Here is a 17,408-nt window from a genome sequence, read left to right on the forward strand (position 1 = left end):
GGCTGTCCGGGCCGCTTCATTGATTCTTGCGGTCGAAGGACCGTGCAGCAACGGTTCGTTCCATGGCGTCGAAGCCACCTCCAAAGCCTCCATCTGACGACAAGAACGCGGCCGAGCCGGCCACGCCGCTCGATGACAAGTTCGCGCTCCCGGTTGGCGCTGCCGCCGCTTCGGTTCCCAGCACGAAACCGCCGGCTGTCGAGAAGACGGCAAAAGCCAAGCCTGCCGTCGATGATGACGACGAGGATGAAGACGACGAGCTCGATGACGATGATGACGAGGAACTCGTCGTCTTCACCGCGCGCGAGGCCGCCGGCGCATTCGGAACGGTCTATCGTTTCACGCGGCCATTGCTCGGCAAGTACCGCAAACTGCTTGGTTTCGTTGGCTTCGGCGTTCTGGTCGAGACGCTGTTCAACGTCATCATGCCGCTCAGCCTCAAATATCTGATCGACGACGCGCTCGGCGAGGAAGATTTCGACGCGCTGTTCAAGATCCTGTCGGTGCTGGCCGTCGCCGGCATTGTCACGTCTATCGTTGCGATCTGGTATGAGCGCTGGGACGCTAAACTGGCTGCCTCGATCATCACGGACGTCCGCTCGCGTCTGTTCGATCACGTGCAGGATCTGCCGTCGGCCTATTTCGCCCGCACCAAGCGCGGCGAGATCCTGTCACGCTTCTCGATCGATCTGTCGTCTTTCGAGACGGCCATCAAGAGTTTCGCCAACAGCGCATTGCTGCCGTTCCTCGAACTGATCGCCGGCATCGGGCTGATGCTGTATCTGAACTGGCAGCTTGCCGCTGTCGCGCTATTGATTTTCCCGATCACACTGATCGGCCCGCGCATCCTGACGCCGAAGGCCGTGCAGGCCAATTACGACCAGAAGCTCAGCGAAGCTTCAGTGCTCGGCATGGTGCAGGAGAACATCGCGGCACAGGCGGTGATCAAGGCCTTCAGCCTGCAGCGCCGTACCATGGGCTGGTTCCGGCTGCGCAACAACGAAACGCGCGACAGGATCGCGGCGGCGACCTTCCTGTCGACCATGGTCGAGCGCTCGGTCACCGTCTCGGTATTGCTGCTGCATTTGGTGGTTCTGGCGATCGGCGCCTATCTCGCCACCAAGGGCCAGATCACCGTCGGCACCTTTGTCACCTTCGAAAGCGCGTTCTGGGAGGTGTCCTACAACATCGCCCATGTGATGCACTTTATCCCGGTGTCGATCCAGGCAGCGGCCGCCGTGCGGCACATGGAGGAGATGCTCGACGAGCCCACCCGCGGTGCCGACAAGCCTGGCTCGCCGGAGCTGCCGCGCATCGTCAACGACATCACGTTCGATCGCGTCTCGTTCAAGTATGAGAACAGCCAGCAGCCGGTGCTGGACAATCTCAGCCTCAAGATCAATGTCGGCAAGACCGTCGCCATTGTCGGCCCGTCCGGTTCCGGCAAGAGCACGTTGCTGAACCTGATCCTGCGGCTCTATATGCCGGACGAGGGCAGGGTGACCATTGACGGCGTCGATATCCGCAAGATCACGCGCGAGTCCCTGCGCGGCCACATGGCCGTGGTGTTCCAGGAGAACATGCTGTTCAACATGTCGATCCGCGAGAACATCCGGCTCGGCAAGGAAGGCGCCACCGACGAGGAAGTCGAGCAGGCGGCGCGCAAGGCCGAGATCCATCGCTACATCATGAGCCTGCCGGACAAATACGATACGCAGGTCGGCGAGCGCGGCGATACGCTATCCGGCGGCCAACGCCAGCGCATTGCGATCGCGCGGGCCGTCGTCCGCAATCCGTCGGTGCTTCTGTTGGATGAGGCGACATCCGCCCTCGACCAGACAACCGAGGCGGCGCTCAACAAGACGCTGTTCAAACTCGCCAAGGGCCGCACCCTGATTTCGTCGACGCACCGGCTGGCCGCCGTGGTGGATATGGACGAAATCATCGTCATCAATGGCGGCAAGGCGATCGAGCGTGGCTCGCACAAGGAGCTGCTGGCGCTGAACGGTACCTATCGCCAGCTTTGGGACGACCAGCGGCACAGGTCATCTGCCAGCGACGATGATGATGACGAGGATGACGACGACGAGTGAGCGCATCTGAAGATGTGTGAGGCGATCATCCCGCCGTTCGCAGCAAGCCTGCCGTGAGCTGGCGGAAAGCCTCGACAGCTTTCGTAAGGACCGCGTGGGGATCGTCGGCGGCAGCGATCCAGAGCGCGGCGTTGAGCGCGGCGCCATTGATCAGACGGGCCGCCGCTTCGGCATCGACAGGCTTGACCGTTCCATCGTCGATCAGCCGTTGAATGGCCTGTGTTGTCGTGCGCAGACACGCCGTCTGGTTCGGCCATTGTGAGGGATCGCCGAGCACGGCGGGGCCATCCAGCAGCATGATGCGCTGAATCTCCGGCTCGAGGGACATTTCGATATAGGCGACGCCCTCGTTGAGAAACCCGTCCCATGCGGTGTCCGCCTGACCGCGGGCAGCGCGCATGCGCGCCAACATTTCTGCGTCGATCTGGTCGATGACGGCCTGCAGCAAACCCTTCTTGTCGCCGAAGTTGTGATAGAGCGCGCCCCGCGTCAGGCCGGCTTCGGCGGTCAGATCGTCCATCGATGCCGCCGCATAGCCTTTGGCGGCGAAAGCCGTCCGGGCCGCCCGGATGAGTTTGGCCCGGGTTTCCTCCACCATTTCCGCTCGTCGTCTCGCGACCACTGTCATCTCCGCAAAGTAACATACGCGCTGTATGCGTATTGACATACGAGGCGTATGCCTGAATATCCTGACATACGGGACGTATATAATCTTTGAACAGGACTGACACCATGACCAAACGCGACGCGATTTTCCCGGCCGGCCGGCAGGCGCTTTACGAGATCAACCGGTATTCGGCGGCGATACGATCGGGCGACCTCTTGTTTGTCTCCGGCCAGGTTGGCAGCCGGGAAGACGGGTCGCCGGAGCCGGTCTTCGAAAAGCAGGTCCAGCTGGCATTCGATAACCTCGCGGCCGTGCTGAAGGCTGCAGGTTGCACATTCGACGACGTGGTCGACGTCACCACCTTCCACACCGACCCGGCCACCCAGTTCGCGGCGGTCAATGCCGTCCGATTGGCCGTGATTGGCGAGCCGCCTTACCCGAATTGGACCGCGGTCGGGGTCAACTGGCTGGCGGGCTTCGATTTCGAGATCAAGGTCATCGCACGCGTCCCTGTATCCGCCTGATTGGCTGGTCGCGAGTGTCGGGTGGGGTGGGCTGTGTCCCTCTCCATTCGACCTCCGGTAATATTTGCTGCTGATCGATGCTGGCCCGGTGTGTCGATTCGGGACGCGATACGATTTGCATCGGATGCGAGTCGGCGGGGCAGGGCGCAAAAAATCCGCAACCCAGGCGATTCTCTTTCATCAAACTGCAACGAATCCGAGTCGCGGATTCTTTCGTGGATGACATGGCGGGCATCGAAATCGCGTATGTTCTGTCATGATCCACATGCTAGAAGATGCAGTGCGAGAAGCGTTTCTTTCATCGCGCTTTGTTGTTGACTTGGGTATCCCCTGCGGATACAACCCGGCCATTCAACGACAGGCGGTGAGCTTCGCCAGTGTCGGAACGGATCACCCGGTCGGCTTTTCGGAGCTGATTGGGCACCAACCTCGACCAAGAAGCTCAAACGCTGTCGCTATATCAAGGCAATGCCAAAACGACGTTTGTCTCCTGAGAGACTTCTCTCTTGAGATTAAATTCGAATGCATGACCTCGGTGCAGACCTAAAGACGTAAGTCTGGCGGTCATGATCGCGGTCCTCTGTGGCGTTAAGCGCTTTCCGTTCAGCAATGAATGGTTGGCGTGATTTCGTTTTGCGTGAAGCTTTTCACGTGATGCGAACCGTGGGGCAGGTTGCTCCGATGTGATTTTGAGGAAGCCGTTACGGCTTCGAGCGAACTAAAGGGTGAAGGCTGACATGCCGACGATCAACCAGCTGATCGCTACTCCGCGCGCAATTCAGAAGTCGCGCAAGAAGGTTCCTGCGCTGCAGCAGTCGCCGCAGAAGCGCGGCGTTTGCACGCGCGTCTACACGACGACTCCGAAGAAGCCGAACTCGGCGCTTCGTAAGGTTGCCAAGGTGCGTCTGACCAATGGCTTCGAGGTCATCGGTTACATTCCGGGTGAAGGTCATAACCTTCAGGAGCACTCCGTGGTCATGATCCGCGGCGGTCGCGTCAAGGATTTGCCCGGCGTGCGTTACCACATTCTCCGCGGCGTGCTGGATACCCAGGGCGTCAAGAACCGTAAGCAGCGTCGTTCGAAGTACGGCGCGAAGCGTCCGAAGTAAGCCGGGGTCTGATCGATGTCTCGTCGCCATTCTGCTGAAAAGCGTGAAGTTAACCCGGATCCGAAGTTCGGGAACGTCATCGTCACCAAGTTTATGAATTCGATCATGTATGACGGCAAGAAGTCTGCCGCCGAAACCATCGTTTACGGTGCTTTCGAAATGATCGAAGCGAAGACCAAGCAGGGTCCGCTCGGCGTGTTCGAGCAGGCTCTGGAAAATGTGATGCCGACGATCGAAGTTCGTTCGCGTCGCGTCGGTGGCGCTACCTATCAGGTGCCGGTTGAAGTCCGCAGCATTCGGCGCCAGGCGCTGGGCATTCGCTGGCTGATCACCGCTGCACGCGCTCGCAACGAGAAGACCATGACCGAGCGTCTCTCGGCTGAGCTGCTTGATGCGTCGAACAACCGTGGTAACGCCGTGAAGAAGCGGGAAGACGTGCACAAGATGGCGGAAGCCAATCGCGCATTCTCGCACTATCGCTGGTAACGGCGAAACTCCGGAATTTAAGGAACATCCCATGCCTCGCGTACATGCCATTGAGGACTACCGTAACTTCGGTATCATGGCGCATATCGATGCCGGTAAGACGACAACGACCGAGCGCATCCTCTATTACACCGGCAAGAGCCACAAAATCGGCGAAGTGCACGAAGGTGCCGCGACGATGGATTGGATGGAGCAGGAGCAGGAGCGTGGCATCACCATCACGTCCGCTGCCACCACTGCATTCTGGAACGGCCATCGCCTGAACATCATCGACACCCCCGGCCACGTCGACTTCACGATTGAAGTCGAGCGTTCGCTGCGCGTGCTCGACGGCGCCGTGTGCGTTCTCGACTCCAACCAGGGCGTCGAGCCGCAGACCGAAACCGTCTGGCGTCAGGGCGACAAGTACAAGGTTCCGCGGATCGTTTTCGCGAACAAGATGGATAAGACCGGCGCTGACTTCTACAAGTGCCTGCAGGACATCATCGACCGTCTCGGCGCGAAGCCCGTTGCGATCCAGCTGCCGATCGGCGCTGAGAACGACTTCGTCGGCATGGTCGATCTCGTGATCATGAAGGCCTATATCTGGAACAACGAGGCCCTCGGCGCGAAGTACGAGACCGTCGACATTCCGGCTGACCTGGTCGAGAAGGCCAAGGAATATCGCGAGAAGCTGCTCGAAGCCGCCGTCGAGCTCGACGATGAGGCGATGACTGCTTACCTCGACGGCACCGAGCCGGACGAGGCGACCCTCAAGCGTCTGATCCGTAAGGCCGTGCTGACTGGCGCGTTCTACCCGGTTCTCTGCGGCTCGGCCTTCAAGAACAAGGGCGTGCAGCCTTTGCTCGACGCGGTTGTCGATTATCTGCCGTCGCCGGTTGACGTTCCTGCCATCAAGGGCACGGACGAAGACGGCAACGAGATCCTCCGCAAGGCGGACGACAAGGAGCCGCTGGCTCTGCTCGCATTCAAGATCATGGACGATCCGTTCGTCGGCACCATCACGTTCTGCCGCATCTATTCGGGTGTTCTGCAGAGCGGCACCGGTGTCGTGAATTCGACCCGTGAGAAGAAAGAACGTATCGGCCGCATGCTGTTGATGCATGCGAACAACCGCGAAGACATCAAGGAAGCCTTTGCCGGCGACATCGTCGCTCTGGCTGGCCTCAAGGAAGCCCGCACCGGTGACACGCTTTGCGATCCGGACAAGCAGGTCATTCTCGAGCGCATGGAATTCCCGGAGCCGGTGATCGAAATCGCGATCGAGCCGAAGTCCAAGGCCGACCAGGAAAAGCTGGGCGTCGCTCTGGCGAAGCTCGCTGCAGAAGATCCGTCGTTCCGCGTGTCGACCGACCACGAGTCCGGCCAGACCATCCTGAAGGGCATGGGCGAACTCCATCTCGACATCAAGGTCGACATTCTGCGTCGTACCTACAAGGTCGATGCGAATATCGGCGCACCGCAGGTGGCGTTCCGTGAGAAGATCACCAAGCGCGCTGAAGTCGACTACACCCATAAGAAGCAGACCGGTGGTACCGGCCAGTTCGCCCGCGTCAAGTTCGTGGTCGAGCCGGGCGAGCCGGGTTCGGGCTTCGTGTTCGAATCCAAGGTCGTCGGTGGTTCGGTTCCGAAGGAATACATCCCCGGCGTCGAAAAGGGTCTCAACAGCGTCATGACCTCGGGCGTGGTCGCGGGCTTCCCCGTGGTCGACGTTCATGTCCAGCTGGTTGACGGCGCCTATCACGACGTCGACTCGTCGGCACTGGCCTTCGAAATTGCTTCGCGCGCGGCACTCCGCGACGCGCTGCAGAAGGGCAAGTCCGTTCTGCTCGAGCCGATCATGAAGGTCGAATGCGTGACCCCGGAAGACTACACCGGTTCGGTCATCGGCGACTTGAACTCGCGGCGCGGTCAGATCCAGGGTCAGGACATGCGCGGCAACGCCAACGTCATCAACGCGATGGTGCCGCTCATGAACATGTTCGGTTACGTGAACACGCTGCGCTCGATGAGCCAGGGTCGTGCAACGTTCTCGATGTCATTCGATCACTACGCGGAAGCGCCGGCCAATGTGTCGGCAGAAGTCCAGAAGAAGTTTGCCTGATTGTCGTTAGCGACAGTTGACGACTAAACGGAGAGAGTCATGGCCAAAGCAAAATTTGAACGTAACAAGCCGCACTGCAATATTGGTACGATCGGTCACGTTGACCACGGCAAGACGTCGCTGACGGCGGCGATCACGAAGGTGCTGGCAGAGACGGGCGGTGCCACGTTCACCGCTTACGACCAGATCGACAAGGCGCCGGAAGAGAAGGCCCGCGGCATCACCATTTCGACCGCGCACGTCGAATACGAGACCGCCAACCGCCACTACGCCCACGTCGACTGCCCTGGCCACGCCGACTATGTGAAGAACATGATCACCGGCGCCGCGCAGATGGACGGTGGCATCCTGGTCGTGTCGGCCGCCGACGGCCCGATGCCGCAGACCCGCGAGCACATCCTGCTCGCCCGCCAGGTCGGCGTGCCCGCGTTGGTCGTGTTCCTGAACAAGTGCGACATGGTCGACGATCCGGAACTGCTCGAACTGGTCGAGATGGAAGTGCGCGAACTGCTCTCGAAGTACGACTTCCCGGGCGACGACATTCCGATCATCAAGGGTTCGGCGCTGGCCGCTCTCGAAAACTCGGACCAGAAGCTCGGTCACGACGCCATTCTCGAACTGATGAAGAACGTCGACAGCTACATCCCGCAGCCGGAGCGTCCGGTTGACCAGCCGTTCCTGATGCCGGTGGAAGACGTGTTCTCGATCTCGGGCCGCGGCACCGTTGTCACCGGCCGCGTCGAGCGCGGCATCGTCAAGGTCGGCGAGGAAATCGAAATCGTCGGCATCCGCGCCACGCAGAAGACGATCTGCACCGGCGTTGAAATGTTCCGCAAGCTCTTGGATCAGGGGCAGGCCGGCGACAACATCGGCGCGCTGCTGCGCGGCACCAAGCGTGAAGACGTCGAGCGCGGCCAGGTGCTGTGCAAGCCGGGTTCGGTAAAGCCGCACACCAAGTTCAAGGCCGAGGCTTACATCCTCACCAAGGAAGAGGGTGGCCGTCACACGCCGTTCTTCACCAACTACCGTCCGCAGTTCTACTTCCGCACCACCGACGTGACCGGTGTTGTGCATCTGCCGGAAGGCACCGAAATGGTGATGCCGGGCGACAACATCGCCATGGAAGTGCACCTGATCGTGCCGATCGCCATGGAAGAAAAGCTGCGCTTCGCCATCCGTGAAGGCGGCCGCACCGTCGGTGCAGGCGTCGTCGCTAGCATCATCGAGTAAGGACGCGAACAGGAAGTCGTGAGTAGCGGGTCTCGCTACTCGCTACTCGCAACAACCATTCGCTTTCAAAGAAAGACACGGCAATGAACGGCCAGAATATCCGCATTCGTCTCAAGGCGTTCGATCATCGTATCCTCGATGCTTCGACCCGTGAGATCGTAAGCACCGCGAAGCGCACGGGTGCACAGGTCCGTGGACCCATCCCGCTGCCGACGCGCATCGAGAAGTTCACGGTCAACCGTTCGCCGCACGTCGACAAGAAGAGCCGCGAGCAGTTCGAGATGCGCACCCATAAGCGTCTTCTCGATATCGTCGATCCGACCCCGCAGACAGTCGATGCTTTGATGAAGCTCGACCTGGCCGCCGGTGTCGACGTCGAGATCAAGCTCTAAGTATTTAGGTCCCGTCCGGTCAAACGGACAGAAAGAACAGGAAGCACGCCGATGCGCTCCGGAGTGATCGCACAAAAGGTCGGGATGACCCGGGTCTTCACAGACGCCGGTGAACATATCCCTGTGACCGTGCTCAAGCTGGGTAACTGCCAGGTGGTTGGCCACCTCACCAGCGAGAAGAACGGTTACGTCGCGCTGCAGCTCGGATCGGGCTCGCGCAAGACCGTGTATTTGCCCAAGGCTGAACGCGGCCAGTTCGCGGTCGCCAAGGTTGAACCCAAGCGGAAGGTCGCGGAATTCCGCGTGTCGGAAGACGCGCTGATCCCGGTCGGCGCCGAGATCCAGGCAGACCACTTCGTGGTTGGCCAGTTCGTCGATGTCACCGGCACCTCGGTCGGTAAGGGCTTCGCCGGTGGTATGAAGCGCTGGAATTTCGGCGGTCTTCGCGCCACGCACGGTGTGTCGGTTTCGCATCGTTCGATCGGTTCGACCGGTGGTCGTCAGGATCCCGGCAAGACCTTCAAGAACAAGAAGATGCCCGGTCACATGGGTGTCGATCGTATCACCACGCTCAACCTGCGCGTCGTGCAGCTTGATGTCGAGCGCGGCCTGATCCTCGTCGAAGGTGCCGTTCCCGGCTCCAAGGGCGGTTGGATTTCGGTTCGCGATGCGGTGAAGAAGGCTTTGCCGAAGGACGCGCCGAAGCCCGGCAAGTTCAAGCTGGCAGGAGAGGGTGCGACCGTTGAAGCACCTGCGGCCGAGCAGGAAGGAGCGTGAGATGAAACTGAACGTCACCACGCTTGAGGGCAAGGACGCCGGCTCGATCGAGCTGTCGGATGCCATCTTCGGTCTCGATCCGCGCGCCGATATCATCCAGCGTTGCGTCAACTGGCAGCTCGCAAAGCGCCAGTCGGGCAACCACAAGGCCAAGGGCCGCGCCGAAATCTGGCGCACCGGCAAGAAGATGTACAAGCAGAAGGGCACCGGCGGTGCTCGTCACGGTTCGGCTCGCGTTCCGCAGTTCCGCGGCGGCGGTCGTGCCTTCGGTCCGGTCGTTCGCTCCCATGCGTTCGATCTACCGAAGAAGGTCCGTGCACTCGCGCTGAAGCATGCTCTGTCGGCGAAGGCCAAGGACGGCGGCTTGATCGTGATCGAGAACGCCAACCTGGAAGCCGCCAAGACCAAGGCTCTGCTCGGTCACTTCTCGGGTCTCGGCCTGACCAATGCGCTGATCATCGACGGCGCCGAGGTTCATGTCGGTTTCGCTCAGGCGGCCCGTAACATTCCGAACATCGACGTGCTGCCGATCCAGGGCATCAACGTCTATGACATTCTGCGTCGTCAGAAGCTGGTTCTGACCAAGGCGGCGCTTGATGCGTTGGAGGCGCGCTTCAAATGAAGAATATCGACCCGCGCCATTACGACGTGATCGTCGCCCCTGTGGTGACGGAAAAGGCCACTGTCGCTTCTGAATTCAACAAGGTTGTTTTCAAGGTCGACGGCAAGGCCACCAAGCCGCAGATCAAGGAAGCCGTCGAAAAGCTGTTCGACGTCAAGGTAAAGAGCGTGAACACGCTGGTTCGCAAGGGCAAGACGAAGATCTTCCGTGGCAACCTCGGTTCACAGTCGAACGTCAAGCGTGCGATCGTGACCCTCGAAGAGGGCCACCGCATCGACGTTACGACCGGACTGTAAGGGCGATCAACGATGGCACTTAAGACATTCAACCCAACGACACCCGGCCAGCGTCAGCTGGTCATGGTGGATCGTTCCGCGCTGTACAAGGGCAAGCCTGTCAAGGCTCTGACCGAAGGCAAGCACTCGGCTGGCGGTCGTAACAACACCGGTCGCATCACGGTGCGCTTCCGTGGCGGTGGCCACAAGAAGTCCTATCGTATCGTCGACTTCAAGCGTTCCAAGGTCGACGTTCCGGCCGTGGTCGAGCGTCTGGAATACGATCCGAACCGCACCGCGTTCATCGCGCTGATCAAGTACACCGATGGCGAGCAGGCTTATATCCTGGCGCCGCAGCGTCTGGCCGTTGGCGATACCGTCATCGCCGGCAGCTATGTCGACGTGAAGCCGGGCAATGTCATGCCGCTCGGCAACATGCCGATCGGCACGATCATCCACAACGTCGAGATGAAGATCGGGAAGGGCGGCCAGATCGCTCGTTCCGCCGGCACCTATGCCCAGCTCGTCGGTCGTGACCATGATTACGTGATCATCCGTCTGAACTCGGGCGAACAGCGCCTGGTTCACGGTCGTTGCACCGCCACCATCGGCGCTGTGTCGAACCCGGATCACATGAACATCTCGATCGGCAAGGCCGGTCGTACCCGCTGGCTCGGCTGGCGTCCGCACAACCGCGGCGTCGTCATGAACCCGATCGACCATCCGCACGGTGGTGGTGAAGGTCGTACCTCGGGTGGTCGTCACCCGGTTACGCCCTGGGGCAAGCCGACCAAGGGCAAGAAGACCCGGTCGAACAAGTCGACCAACAAGTTCATTCTCATCAGCCGCCACAAGCGGAAGAAGTAAGGATCGCCGGACATGGTTCGTTCAGTCTGGAAAGGCCCGTTCGTCGAGGGTTCGCTGCTCAAGAAGGCAGATGCCGCTCGTTCGTCTGGTCGTCATGATGTGATCAAGATCTGGAGCCGTCGCTCGACGATCTTGCCGCAGTTCGTGGGTCTCACCTTCGGCGTTTACAACGGCCAGAAGCATGTACCTGTCGCTGTGAACGAGGAAATGGTTGGTCACAAGTTCGGCGAGTTCTCGCCGACCCGTACCTTCCATGGCCACGCCGGCGACAAGAAAGCCAAGAAGGGCTGAGGACTAAGTCATGAGCAAGCCAAAGCGCGAACGGAGCCTCCCGGATAACGAGGCCAAGGCGATCGCCCGCATGTTGCGCGTGAGCCCGCAGAAGCTGAACCTGGTTGCGCAGATGATCCGCGGCCGCAAGGCTTCGGCTGCACTCGCCGACCTGCAGTTCTCGCGCAAGCGGATCGCGGTCGACGTGAAGAAGTGCCTGGAATCGGCGATCGCTAACGCCGAGAACAACCATGACCTCGACGTTGACGCACTGATCGTCTCCGAGGCGCATGTCGGCAAGGGCATCGTGATGAAGCGTTTCAGTCCGCGCGGCCGTGGCCGTTCGGGCCGTATCTTTAAACCGTTTGCGCAGCTGACGATTGTCGTTCGTCAGGTCGAAGCAGAAGCAGCAGCGTAAGCAGGCGCAGGAGAATAAGATGGGTCAGAAGATCAATCCAATCGGTCTGCGTCTTGGCATCAACCGTACGTGGGATTCACGTTGGTATGCCGGCAAGAACGAATACGGCAAGTTGTTGCACGAAGACGTCAAGATCCGCGAGATCCTGCACAAGGAGCTCAAGCAGGCTGCCGTCGCCAAGATCATCATCGAGCGCCCGCACAAGAAGTGCCGCGTGACCATTCAGTCGGCTCGTCCGGGTGTTGTCATCGGCAAGAAGGGCGCCGACATCGACAAGCTTCGCAAGAAGGTTGCCGATATCACCTCGTCGGACGTGGTGATCAACATCGTCGAAATCCGCAAGCCGGAGCTCGATGCGACCCTGGTCGCCGAGTCGATCGCGCAGCAGCTCGAGCGCCGCGTTGCGTTCCGCCGTGCGATGAAGCGGGCAGTGCAGTCGGCCATGCGTCTGGGCGCCGAAGGCATTCGTATCAACTGCTCGGGTCGTCTGGGCGGTGCGGAAATCGCGCGTATGGAATGGTATCGCGAAGGTCGCGTGCCGCTGCACACGCTGCGTGCGGATATCGATTACGGCGTAGCCACCGCGTTCACGACGTTCGGCACCTGCGGCGTCAAGGTCTGGATCTTCAAGGGCGAAATCCTCGAGCACGATCCGATGGCTCAGGACAAGCGCATGGCCGAGGGTGACAATTCCCGGCCGCGTCGCGACGCTGCTTGAGCGTTTAATTAGAAGGTTTGAGGGCGTAAGCCATGATGCAACCAAAGAAGACCAAGTTCCGGAAGGCGCATAAGGGCCGGATCCACGGCGTTGCGACTTCGGGCGCCACGCTGGCTTTCGGTCAGTTCGGCCTGAAGGCAATGGCGCCGGAACGTCTGACCGCGCGTCAGATCGAAGCTGCCCGTCGCGCGCTGACCCGTCACATGAAGCGTGCCGGCCGCGTCTGGATCCGCGTGTTCCCGGATCTCCCGGTTTCGAAGAAGCCCGCTGAAGTCCGAATGGGCTCCGGCAAGGGTACCCCGGAACTGTGGGTTGCGCGCGTCAAGCCAGGCCGAGTGATCTTCGAGATCGACGGTGTCACCACGCAGATTGCCAAGGAAGCGATGACCCTCGCTGCCGCCAAGCTGCCGATCAAGACGCGTTTCGTTACGCGCATTGCGGAGTAGAGCCATGGCCGAAATGAAAACCAGCGATATCCGCGCAATGAGCCCCGATCAGATGGACGACGCCGTCCTCAATCTGAAGAAGGAGCGTTTCAACCTGCGCTTCCAGCGCGCCACCGGGCAGCTGGAAAACACCTCTCGCCTTCGTGAGGCGCGTCGTGATATTGCACGAATCAAGACCATCGCCGCGCAGAAGCGCGACGGTAAGTCGAAGTAAGGGGCCGAACATGCCGAAACGTACTCTGCAGGGCGTGGTCGTCAGCGACAAGCAAGCCAAGACGGTTGTTGTTCGCGTTGACCGTCGCTTTACGCACCCGATCTACAAGAAGACCATTCGCCGTTCGAAAAATTACCATGCCCACGACGAGAACAACGAGTTCAAGCCGGGCGACATGGTGTGGATCGAAGAGAGCAAGCCGATGTCGAAGCTGAAGCACTGGACGGTTGTCCGGGGCGAACAGAAGAAGACTGCCTAAAAATCGCGCATTAGCGCATAAACAGAGGACGAGGTGCATCAATGATTCAGATGCAGACCAACCTCGACGTGGCCGATAATTCAGGCGCACGCCGTGTCATGTGCATTAAGGTGATTGGTGGATCCAAGCGCCGTTATGCATCCGTTGGCGACGTAATTGTCGTATCGATCAAGGAAGCCATCCCACGTGGGAAGGTGAAGAAGGGCGACGTCATGAAGGCGGTCGTCGTGCGCGTCCGCAAGGACATTCGCCGCCCGGATGGCTCTGTCATCCGCTTCGATCGCAACGCTGCCGTGCTGATCAACAATCAGTCCGAGCCGATCGGTACCCGTATCTTCGGGCCCGTGCCGCGTGAGCTGCGCGCCAAGAACCACATGAAGATCATCTCGCTTGCGCCGGAGGTGCTGTAATGGCTGCCAAAATTCGCAAGGGTGACAAGGTCATCGTGCTGAACGGTCGCGACAAGGGCCGTACCGGCGAAGTGTTTGAAGTGCGCCCGACCGAGGGCAAGGCGCTGGTTCGCGGCGTCAACCTGGTCAAGCGTCACCAGAAGCAGACCCAGGCACAGGAAGGCGGCATCATCTCGAAAGAGGCGCCGATCCAACTGTCCAACATCGCGATCGTCGGCAAGGACGGCAAGCCGACTCGCGTTGGTTTCAAGATCCAGGCTGATGGCACCAAGGTGCGCATCGCCAAGCGTTCGGGAGCAGAGATCGATGTCTGAGACCGTCTACATTCCGCGCCTGCGCGTCGAATACGACAAGTCCATTCGTGCCAAGCTGACTGAACAGTTCGGCTACGAAAACGTCATGCAGGTTCCGCGCCTCGACAAGATCGTCCTGAACATGGGCGTTGGCGAAGCTGTGAACGACCGCAAGAAGGCCGAAACCGCTGCCAGCGACCTGTCGCTGATCGCCGGTCAGAAGGCCATCGTGACCTATTCGCGCGTTGCTATCGCGACCTTCAAGCTGCGTGAAAACCAGCCGATCGGCGCCAAGGTGACTCTCCGCAAGACGAAGATGTACGAGTTCATCGATCGTCTGGTGAACGTCGCTCTGCCGCGCGTGCGAGATTTCCGTGGCCTGAACGCCAAGAGCTTCGACGGCCGTGGCAACTACTCGCTCGGTCTCAAAGAGCACATCATTTTCCCGGAAATCGATTTCGACAAGGCCGGGGATACGCCGCTGGGCATGGACATCACGGTGTGCACCACTGCGCGCACCGACGACGAGGCCCGCGCTTTGTTGACCGCTTTCAATTTCCCGTTCCGGCAGTGAGTAGCTGAAAAGCTTCTCAAACGCGGTAACCCAGGAGCCAAGCATGGCAAAGAAGAGTTCGATCGAGAAGAACAACCGTCGGAAGAAGATGTCCGCGAACGCTGCGCCGAAGCGCGCGCGTCTCAAGGCCATCATCGCCGACAAGACCAAGCCGATGGAAGAGCGGTTCGCCGCAACGCTGAAGCTCGCCGAGCTTCCGCGCAATTCATCGCCCGTTCGGATCATGAACCGTTGCGAAATCACCGGTCGTCCGCATTCGGTCTATCGTATCAACAAGCTCAGCCGTATCGCGCTGCGTGAATTGGGCTCGAAGGGCCTGGTTCCCGGGCTCGTGAAGTCCAGCTGGTAAGGGGGGCGGAACATGTCGACCCACGATCCAATCAGCGATCTCATCACCCGTATCCGCAATGCGCAGATGCGTACCAAGTCCAAGGTTTCGACCCCGGGCTCCAAGATGCGCGCCAACGTGCTCGAAGTGCTGAAGAACGAAGGCTACATCCGTGGCTTCGCCAGCGTCGAGCATTCGTCGGGCCGCTCGGAACTCGAGATCGAACTCAAGTATTTCGATGGCGAACCGGTCATCCGCGAAATCGAGCGTGTTTCGAAGCCAGGACGTCGCGTTTACGTCTCGGTGAAGAACCTGCCGCGCGTGAAGAACGGCCTCGGTATCTCCGTTTTGTCGACGCCCAAGGGAATTATGGCCGACCACGACGCGCGCGACGCGAATGTGGGCGGTGAAGTTCTCTTCACGGTGTTCTGAGGAAGGATCAGTCATGTCACGAGTTGGCAAGAAGCCAGTGGCGGTGACCGCGGGAGTTACCGCGTCCGTCGAAGGCCAGACCGTCAAGATGAAGGGCCCCAAGGGCGCTCTTCAGTTCGTCGTGCACGACGACGTGGTGGTGAAGATGGAAGAGGGCGCAATCAAGGTTGCTCCTCGCGTCGAAACCAACCGCGCCCGTGCACTGTACGGTACCGCTCGCGCGCAGATCGCGAATCTGCTCGAAGGCGTTACCAAGGGTTTCGAGAAGAAGCTCGAGATCACCGGCGTCGGTTATCGTGCGGCCCTGCAGGGCAAGAACCTGCAGCTGGCGCTCGGTTACAGCCACGATGTCGTCTACGCGATCCCGGAAGGCATCACCATCACGGTGCCGAAGCCGACCGAGATCAACGTCGCCGGCAACGACTCGCAGCGCGTCGGTCAGGTAGCAGCGGAGATCCGCAGCTATCGTCCGCCAGAGCCTTATAAGGGCAAGGGCGTACGTTATTCCGACGAGTTTATCTTCCGCAAGGAAGGCAAGAAGAAGTAACGGAGCCGGTCATGTCGAAACTCAAGATTACGAATGCCCGGCGCAAGCAACGCGTGCGGCTCTCGCTCCGCCGGACTGCCAATGGCCGTCCGCGCCTGTCGATCTTCCGCTCGTCGAAGCACATCTACGCGCAGGTCATCGACGACCTGAAGGGCGAGACGCTCGCTTCCGCGTCGTCGCTGGAGAAGGCGATGCGCGAAACCGGCAAGACCGGTGCGGACGTCGATGCGGCGCAGGCTGTCGGCAAGCTGCTGGCAGAGCGCGCGGTCAAGAATGGCGTCAAGGAAGTGGTGTTCGACCGTGGTCAGTATCTGTACCACGGCCGCGTCAAGGCGCTGGCAGATGCAGCTCGCGAAGGCGGGCTCAGCTTCTAAGCGATTTCACTTTCGTTGATTTGCAAGTTGCAGATTTGAACGGACACAGGGTTAGAAGCGAAAGCTTCGCAAGGATTGGAAAACACCATGGCAGGTGAACGCGAACGCGGCGGACGCGACCGGGGCCCCCGGGAAGAGCGTGATAGTGAGTTCGTCGACAAGCTCGTCCACATCAATCGTGTGGCGAAGGTCGTCAAGGGCGGTAAGCGCTTCGGCTTTGCAGCTCTGGTCGTCATTGGCGATCAGAAGGGCAGGGTCGGATTCGGTCACGGTAAGGCCCGTGAAGTTCCGGAAGCAATCCGCAAGGCAACCGAGTCGGCCAAGCGCAACCTGACGCGCGTCGCTCTGCGCGAAGGTCGCACGCTGCATCACGACATCGCTGGCCGTCATGGCGCGGGTCGCGTGTATCTGCGTGCTGCTCCGGCTGGTACCGGCATCATCGCCGGCGGTCCGATGCGCGCTGTGTTCGAAACGCTGGGTATCCAGGACGTGGTGGCCAAGTCGATCGGTTCGTCGAATCCCTACAACATGGTTCGCGCCACTTTCGACGCGCTGAAGCATCAGGATTCGCCGCGTTCGGTTGCTGCTCGCCGCAACATCAAGGTGTCCACCCTGCAGTCGCGCCGCGTTGGCGGTGACGCCGAGCTGGTTGCCGAATAACAGGCATGATTCGGAAAAGTGGATCTCCACTTTTCTGATAAGGATCACGCCCTCTAAAAAGACTTTTTGGAGTTATCACGATGGCCAAGGCCGCAAAGATGATCAAGGTCGAGCAGGTCGCCAGCGCAATTCGCCGGCACCACTCGCAGCGTTCTACGCTGATCGGCCTCAAGCTCAACAAGATCGGTCGCGTCAGCGAATTGCAGGACACCCCTGAAGTTCGCGGCATGATCACCAAAGTGCAGCACCTCGTCCGCGTGGTCGAGGATAAGTAAGTTCACGTCGTCTCACTGCGGCCGCCAGGTTGCCGCAGGGATGACACTGTTGACCTTCGAGGTCCGGATCTGCCGGTAAGCCTCGGGAAGACAGGGCGAAACAG

At 60.2% G+C, this 17,408-nt stretch carries 27 protein-coding genes; 26 read left to right on the top strand and 1 reads right to left on the bottom strand.

Going from position 1 to position 17,408, the window contains the following annotated elements; genetic code table 11:
- The first annotated feature begins 62 nt into the window (after positions 1 to 62).
- A complete protein-coding gene (locus AB7951_RS09590; protein ID WP_089268284.1) occupies positions 63 to 2,093 on the top strand; it encodes an ABC transporter ATP-binding protein in 2,031 nt (676 codons plus the stop codon).
- A gap of 25 nt (positions 2,094 to 2,118) precedes the next feature.
- On the opposite strand, the gene AB7951_RS09595 is transcribed toward AB7951_RS09590, so the two are convergent.
- Entirely contained in the window at positions 2,119 to 2,691 is a 573-nt protein-coding gene (locus tag AB7951_RS09595) for a TetR/AcrR family transcriptional regulator (protein ID WP_120286937.1), read from the bottom strand.
- Between the two features lie 134 nt (positions 2,692 to 2,825).
- Here AB7951_RS09595 and AB7951_RS09600 point away from each other — a divergent pair, with 134 nt between their 5' ends.
- The 25 genes from AB7951_RS09600 to rpmD all read left to right on the top strand — a co-directional run bounded on the left by AB7951_RS09600 (position 2,826) and on the right by rpmD (position 17,304).
- Complete coding sequence (locus AB7951_RS09600; protein ID WP_093762221.1) at positions 2,826 to 3,224, top strand: RidA family protein; 399 nt, start codon at positions 2,826 to 2,828, stop codon at positions 3,222 to 3,224.
- A gap of 737 nt (positions 3,225 to 3,961) precedes the next feature.
- On the top strand, positions 3,962 to 4,333 hold the full coding sequence (gene rpsL / locus AB7951_RS09605; RefSeq protein WP_068731626.1) for a 30S ribosomal protein S12: 372 nt from the start codon (positions 3,962 to 3,964) through the stop codon (positions 4,331 to 4,333).
- A gap of 15 nt (positions 4,334 to 4,348) precedes the next feature.
- Complete coding sequence (gene rpsG / locus AB7951_RS09610) at positions 4,349 to 4,819, top strand: 30S ribosomal protein S7 (RefSeq protein WP_068731502.1); 471 nt, start codon at positions 4,349 to 4,351, stop codon at positions 4,817 to 4,819.
- A gap of 31 nt (positions 4,820 to 4,850) precedes the next feature.
- Positions 4,851 to 6,923 carry an elongation factor G gene (fusA, locus tag AB7951_RS09615; RefSeq protein ID WP_089268268.1) on the top strand — a complete coding sequence of 691 codons (2,073 nt, stop codon included), beginning with the start codon at positions 4,851 to 4,853 and terminating at the stop codon, positions 6,921 to 6,923.
- 39 nt (positions 6,924 to 6,962) lie between these two features.
- Positions 6,963 to 8,153 (top strand): elongation factor Tu, encoded by a 1,191-nt coding sequence (tuf, locus tag AB7951_RS09620; protein WP_184517871.1) that lies wholly within the window; start codon positions 6,963 to 6,965, stop codon positions 8,151 to 8,153.
- A gap of 83 nt (positions 8,154 to 8,236) precedes the next feature.
- Entirely contained in the window at positions 8,237 to 8,545 is a 309-nt protein-coding gene (rpsJ, locus tag AB7951_RS09625) for a 30S ribosomal protein S10 (RefSeq protein ID WP_013166261.1), read from the top strand.
- Positions 8,546 to 8,596: 51 nt separating this feature from the next.
- Positions 8,597 to 9,322 carry a 50S ribosomal protein L3 gene (rplC, locus tag AB7951_RS09630; protein WP_068731496.1) on the top strand — a complete coding sequence of 242 codons (726 nt, stop codon included), beginning with the start codon at positions 8,597 to 8,599 and terminating at the stop codon, positions 9,320 to 9,322.
- A gap of 1 nt (position 9,323) precedes the next feature.
- Positions 9,324 to 9,944, top strand: coding sequence for a 50S ribosomal protein L4 (gene rplD, locus AB7951_RS09635; protein WP_120291944.1), 621 nt, complete (start codon positions 9,324 to 9,326; stop codon positions 9,942 to 9,944).
- On the top strand, positions 9,941 to 10,240 hold the full coding sequence (locus tag AB7951_RS09640; RefSeq protein WP_068731492.1) for a 50S ribosomal protein L23: 300 nt from the start codon (positions 9,941 to 9,943) through the stop codon (positions 10,238 to 10,240). The genes rplD and AB7951_RS09640 overlap by 4 nt, the downstream gene beginning before the upstream one ends.
- A 12-nt stretch (positions 10,241 to 10,252) precedes the next feature.
- Complete coding sequence (gene rplB / locus AB7951_RS09645; RefSeq protein ID WP_068731490.1) at positions 10,253 to 11,086, top strand: 50S ribosomal protein L2; 834 nt, start codon at positions 10,253 to 10,255, stop codon at positions 11,084 to 11,086.
- Positions 11,087 to 11,098: 12 nt separating this feature from the next.
- The gene (rpsS, locus tag AB7951_RS09650; RefSeq protein ID WP_089268170.1) at positions 11,099 to 11,377 is read left to right on the top strand and encodes a 30S ribosomal protein S19; all 279 of its coding nucleotides are present in this window, start codon (positions 11,099 to 11,101) and stop codon (positions 11,375 to 11,377) included.
- A gap of 10 nt (positions 11,378 to 11,387) precedes the next feature.
- Complete coding sequence (gene rplV / locus AB7951_RS09655; protein ID WP_068731486.1) at positions 11,388 to 11,774, top strand: 50S ribosomal protein L22; 387 nt, start codon at positions 11,388 to 11,390, stop codon at positions 11,772 to 11,774.
- Positions 11,775 to 11,793: 19 nt separating this feature from the next.
- Positions 11,794 to 12,492, top strand: a complete 699-nt coding sequence (rpsC, locus tag AB7951_RS09660) for a 30S ribosomal protein S3 (RefSeq protein WP_068731624.1) — start codon at positions 11,794 to 11,796, stop codon at positions 12,490 to 12,492.
- Positions 12,493 to 12,524: 32 nt separating this feature from the next.
- Positions 12,525 to 12,938 carry a 50S ribosomal protein L16 gene (gene rplP / locus AB7951_RS09665; protein ID WP_089268171.1) on the top strand — a complete coding sequence of 138 codons (414 nt, stop codon included), beginning with the start codon at positions 12,525 to 12,527 and terminating at the stop codon, positions 12,936 to 12,938.
- A gap of 4 nt (positions 12,939 to 12,942) precedes the next feature.
- Complete coding sequence (gene rpmC, locus AB7951_RS09670; protein WP_089268172.1) at positions 12,943 to 13,152, top strand: 50S ribosomal protein L29; 210 nt, start codon at positions 12,943 to 12,945, stop codon at positions 13,150 to 13,152.
- Positions 13,153 to 13,162: 10 nt separating this feature from the next.
- Complete coding sequence (gene rpsQ, locus AB7951_RS09675) at positions 13,163 to 13,411, top strand: 30S ribosomal protein S17 (RefSeq protein WP_089268173.1); 249 nt, start codon at positions 13,163 to 13,165, stop codon at positions 13,409 to 13,411.
- 41 nt (positions 13,412 to 13,452) lie between these two features.
- Entirely contained in the window at positions 13,453 to 13,821 is a 369-nt protein-coding gene (rplN, locus tag AB7951_RS09680) for a 50S ribosomal protein L14 (protein ID WP_068731479.1), read from the top strand.
- Positions 13,821 to 14,135 (top strand): 50S ribosomal protein L24, encoded by a 315-nt coding sequence (gene rplX / locus AB7951_RS09685; protein WP_068731477.1) that lies wholly within the window; start codon positions 13,821 to 13,823, stop codon positions 14,133 to 14,135. Before rplN ends, rplX begins: the two co-directional genes overlap by 1 nt.
- A complete protein-coding gene (gene rplE / locus AB7951_RS09690) occupies positions 14,128 to 14,688 on the top strand; it encodes a 50S ribosomal protein L5 (protein ID WP_120291946.1) in 561 nt (186 codons plus the stop codon). The genes rplX and rplE overlap by 8 nt, the downstream gene beginning before the upstream one ends.
- 43 nt (positions 14,689 to 14,731) lie before the next feature.
- Positions 14,732 to 15,037: a 30S ribosomal protein S14 gene (rpsN, locus tag AB7951_RS09695; protein ID WP_089268175.1), complete on the top strand. Its 306-nt coding sequence runs from the start codon at positions 14,732 to 14,734 to the stop codon at positions 15,035 to 15,037.
- Between the two features lie 12 nt (positions 15,038 to 15,049).
- A complete protein-coding gene (gene rpsH, locus AB7951_RS09700; RefSeq protein ID WP_089268176.1) occupies positions 15,050 to 15,448 on the top strand; it encodes a 30S ribosomal protein S8 in 399 nt (132 codons plus the stop codon).
- Between the two features lie 13 nt (positions 15,449 to 15,461).
- Positions 15,462 to 15,995 carry a 50S ribosomal protein L6 gene (rplF, locus tag AB7951_RS09705; RefSeq protein WP_089268177.1) on the top strand — a complete coding sequence of 178 codons (534 nt, stop codon included), beginning with the start codon at positions 15,462 to 15,464 and terminating at the stop codon, positions 15,993 to 15,995.
- A gap of 11 nt (positions 15,996 to 16,006) precedes the next feature.
- Positions 16,007 to 16,369, top strand: coding sequence for a 50S ribosomal protein L18 (gene rplR / locus AB7951_RS09710; protein ID WP_068731467.1), 363 nt, complete (start codon positions 16,007 to 16,009; stop codon positions 16,367 to 16,369).
- A gap of 87 nt (positions 16,370 to 16,456) precedes the next feature.
- Positions 16,457 to 17,029 (top strand): 30S ribosomal protein S5, encoded by a 573-nt coding sequence (gene rpsE / locus AB7951_RS09715; protein WP_068731465.1) that lies wholly within the window; start codon positions 16,457 to 16,459, stop codon positions 17,027 to 17,029.
- Between the two features lie 80 nt (positions 17,030 to 17,109).
- Positions 17,110 to 17,304: a 50S ribosomal protein L30 gene (gene rpmD / locus AB7951_RS09720; protein ID WP_068731463.1), complete on the top strand. Its 195-nt coding sequence runs from the start codon at positions 17,110 to 17,112 to the stop codon at positions 17,302 to 17,304.
- Positions 17,305 to 17,408: the final 104 nt, after the last annotated feature.

The organism is Tardiphaga sp. 285_C5_N1_2, assembly GCF_052076065.1.
GTDB classification, from domain to species: domain Bacteria; phylum Pseudomonadota; class Alphaproteobacteria; order Rhizobiales; family Xanthobacteraceae; genus Tardiphaga; species Tardiphaga robiniae.

Excerpts from the sequence above, each read along its gene's own strand:
- AB7951_RS09590 (WP_089268284.1), top strand. The coding sequence starts at position 63 with ATGGCGTCGAAGCCACCTCCAAAGCCTCCATCTGACGACAAGAACGCG.
- AB7951_RS09595 (WP_120286937.1), bottom strand. The coding sequence starts at position 2,691 with ATGGTGGAGGAAACCCGGGCCAAACTCATCCGGGCGGCCCGGACGGCT.
- AB7951_RS09600 (WP_093762221.1), top strand. The coding sequence starts at position 2,826 with ATGACCAAACGCGACGCGATTTTCCCGGCCGGCCGGCAGGCGCTTTAC.
- rpsL (WP_068731626.1), top strand. The coding sequence starts at position 3,962 with ATGCCGACGATCAACCAGCTGATCGCTACTCCGCGCGCAATTCAGAAG.
- rpsG (WP_068731502.1), top strand. The coding sequence starts at position 4,349 with ATGTCTCGTCGCCATTCTGCTGAAAAGCGTGAAGTTAACCCGGATCCG.
- fusA (WP_089268268.1), top strand. The coding sequence starts at position 4,851 with ATGCCTCGCGTACATGCCATTGAGGACTACCGTAACTTCGGTATCATG.
- tuf (WP_184517871.1), top strand. The coding sequence starts at position 6,963 with ATGGCCAAAGCAAAATTTGAACGTAACAAGCCGCACTGCAATATTGGT.
- rpsJ (WP_013166261.1), top strand. The coding sequence starts at position 8,237 with ATGAACGGCCAGAATATCCGCATTCGTCTCAAGGCGTTCGATCATCGT.
- rplC (WP_068731496.1), top strand. The coding sequence starts at position 8,597 with ATGCGCTCCGGAGTGATCGCACAAAAGGTCGGGATGACCCGGGTCTTC.
- rplD (WP_120291944.1), top strand. The coding sequence starts at position 9,324 with ATGAAACTGAACGTCACCACGCTTGAGGGCAAGGACGCCGGCTCGATC.
- AB7951_RS09640 (WP_068731492.1), top strand. The coding sequence starts at position 9,941 with ATGAAGAATATCGACCCGCGCCATTACGACGTGATCGTCGCCCCTGTG.
- rplB (WP_068731490.1), top strand. The coding sequence starts at position 10,253 with ATGGCACTTAAGACATTCAACCCAACGACACCCGGCCAGCGTCAGCTG.
- rpsS (WP_089268170.1), top strand. The coding sequence starts at position 11,099 with ATGGTTCGTTCAGTCTGGAAAGGCCCGTTCGTCGAGGGTTCGCTGCTC.
- rplV (WP_068731486.1), top strand. The coding sequence starts at position 11,388 with ATGAGCAAGCCAAAGCGCGAACGGAGCCTCCCGGATAACGAGGCCAAG.
- rpsC (WP_068731624.1), top strand. The coding sequence starts at position 11,794 with ATGGGTCAGAAGATCAATCCAATCGGTCTGCGTCTTGGCATCAACCGT.
- rplP (WP_089268171.1), top strand. The coding sequence starts at position 12,525 with ATGATGCAACCAAAGAAGACCAAGTTCCGGAAGGCGCATAAGGGCCGG.
- rpmC (WP_089268172.1), top strand. The coding sequence starts at position 12,943 with ATGGCCGAAATGAAAACCAGCGATATCCGCGCAATGAGCCCCGATCAG.
- rpsQ (WP_089268173.1), top strand. The coding sequence starts at position 13,163 with ATGCCGAAACGTACTCTGCAGGGCGTGGTCGTCAGCGACAAGCAAGCC.
- rplN (WP_068731479.1), top strand. The coding sequence starts at position 13,453 with ATGATTCAGATGCAGACCAACCTCGACGTGGCCGATAATTCAGGCGCA.
- rplX (WP_068731477.1), top strand. The coding sequence starts at position 13,821 with ATGGCTGCCAAAATTCGCAAGGGTGACAAGGTCATCGTGCTGAACGGT.
- rplE (WP_120291946.1), top strand. The coding sequence starts at position 14,128 with ATGTCTGAGACCGTCTACATTCCGCGCCTGCGCGTCGAATACGACAAG.
- rpsN (WP_089268175.1), top strand. The coding sequence starts at position 14,732 with ATGGCAAAGAAGAGTTCGATCGAGAAGAACAACCGTCGGAAGAAGATG.
- rpsH (WP_089268176.1), top strand. The coding sequence starts at position 15,050 with ATGTCGACCCACGATCCAATCAGCGATCTCATCACCCGTATCCGCAAT.
- rplF (WP_089268177.1), top strand. The coding sequence starts at position 15,462 with ATGTCACGAGTTGGCAAGAAGCCAGTGGCGGTGACCGCGGGAGTTACC.
- rplR (WP_068731467.1), top strand. The coding sequence starts at position 16,007 with ATGTCGAAACTCAAGATTACGAATGCCCGGCGCAAGCAACGCGTGCGG.
- rpsE (WP_068731465.1), top strand. The coding sequence starts at position 16,457 with ATGGCAGGTGAACGCGAACGCGGCGGACGCGACCGGGGCCCCCGGGAA.
- rpmD (WP_068731463.1), top strand. The coding sequence starts at position 17,110 with ATGGCCAAGGCCGCAAAGATGATCAAGGTCGAGCAGGTCGCCAGCGCA.